Here is a 1,282-nt window from a genome sequence, read left to right as displayed (position 1 = left end):
CTGCTGCGGGTCGTCCGCGGCGACGGCGGTCCGCGCCGCCTCGCGCGCCGCGCCCTCGACGGCGAACGTCGCCGCCTGCAGCCGCCCGAGCACCAGCACGAGGTACACGGTCGGCAGGAGCAGCACGAGCGCGACCCCGAGGAACTCGAGCACCGCGCTCCCGTCGTCCCGTCCGCCGCTGCCGCGCAGCCGAGCATCCACCGCTGCACGCGGGGCCGCCATGGCCGTCCGCACGCCCGTCACTGGTCCTCCGCGTACGCGTGACCGCGCACCGTCAGCGCGTCGCGCGGCCCGAGGAGACCGACGACCGGGAGGGGTGCGGTCACGGTCACCTCGACGACGTCCACGCCGTCGAGCGTCGTGCGGGCCGCCCGGACGTCGCGCGCGTACGTCGCCGACAACGACTGCGTGACGAGGTCCCGCGCCCGGGCGACCGCGTCGGCGGGTCCGTGGCCGTCGAGCGCGCCGTACCGCGCACCCTCCGCGGCGCAGTCGACCAGCGTGTTGCGCACGTGCTGCACGAGCGCGAGCTGGATGACCGCGACGAAGAGCACCGTGACGAGGGCTCCCACGAGCACGAAGTCCACGACCGCCGACCCTCCGTCGGCGCAGTCGAGCCGGCGCCCCACCGTAGCCCGTCGTGCGGGTGCGGCCGCGAGCGTCAGTCGCCCGTGACGCTCTTGATCGCGTCGTCGAAGACCTGGCTCAGTGCGGGCTCGGCGACGAGCCACAGGGCCGTCACGAGTCCCGCGGTCATGAGCGTGACCAGCACCCAACCGGGCACGTCCCCCCGGTCGCGCCCGCTCGCGGCAGCGGCGAGCCAGCGTCGGGCCAGTCCGGCCGCGAGGGCCGACACCGGGAGGCGGCGCGCCGTGCGGTCGTGCGGCCGCAGCGGCACGGTCGTCGTCGGGTCGGTGAGCATCGGATGCGTCTCCTCGGTGCTGGTCGGCGGGCGGTCGCGTGGACCACCCGTGGTCGTTGTCCGGGCGTCGTGGCGTCACAGCCCGACCCGCAGGACGAGCAGGGACGGGAACACGGCGAACGCGACGGTCACGGGCAGGATGAGGAAGACGACGGGCACCATCATCGCGACCTCCTTGCGACCGCCCGTCTCCATGAGGTCGCGGCGCACCTCCTCGCGGACGTCCTGCGCCTGCGCGCGGAGGACCTCGGCGAGCGGCGTGCCGCGCTCGACCGCGACCGCGACACCCTCGGCGAACCGCGCGAGCGCCGGCAGGCCGGTGCGGTCGGCGAGACCGTCGAGCGCCGTGGTGAGCGGGGC

At 75.7% G+C, this 1,282-nt stretch carries 3 protein-coding genes; all 3 read right to left on the bottom strand.

Annotated elements, in window-relative coordinates; all coding sequences use genetic code 11:
- Positions 1–239: 239 nt before the first annotated feature.
- A complete protein-coding gene (locus tag HGA02_RS19720; protein WP_343035648.1) occupies positions 240–587 on the bottom strand; it encodes a TadE family protein in 348 nt (115 codons plus the stop codon).
- 74 nt (positions 588–661) lie between these two features.
- A complete protein-coding gene (locus tag HGA02_RS19715; protein WP_168681101.1) occupies positions 662–856 on the bottom strand; it encodes a hypothetical protein in 195 nt (64 codons plus the stop codon).
- Positions 857–997: 141 nt separating this feature from the next.
- A partial coding sequence (locus tag HGA02_RS19710) for a type II secretion system F family protein (RefSeq protein WP_168681097.1) occupies positions 998–1,282 on the bottom strand: 285 nt, incomplete at its 5' end.

It is taken from the genome of Cellulomonas septica (genome assembly GCF_012396155.1).
In the GTDB taxonomy this organism is placed as follows: domain Bacteria; phylum Actinomycetota; class Actinomycetes; order Actinomycetales; family Cellulomonadaceae; genus Cellulomonas; species Cellulomonas septica.
Note: the sequence above shows the minus strand (reverse complement) of the source record. Positions and strands in the feature narration are given on the sequence as shown.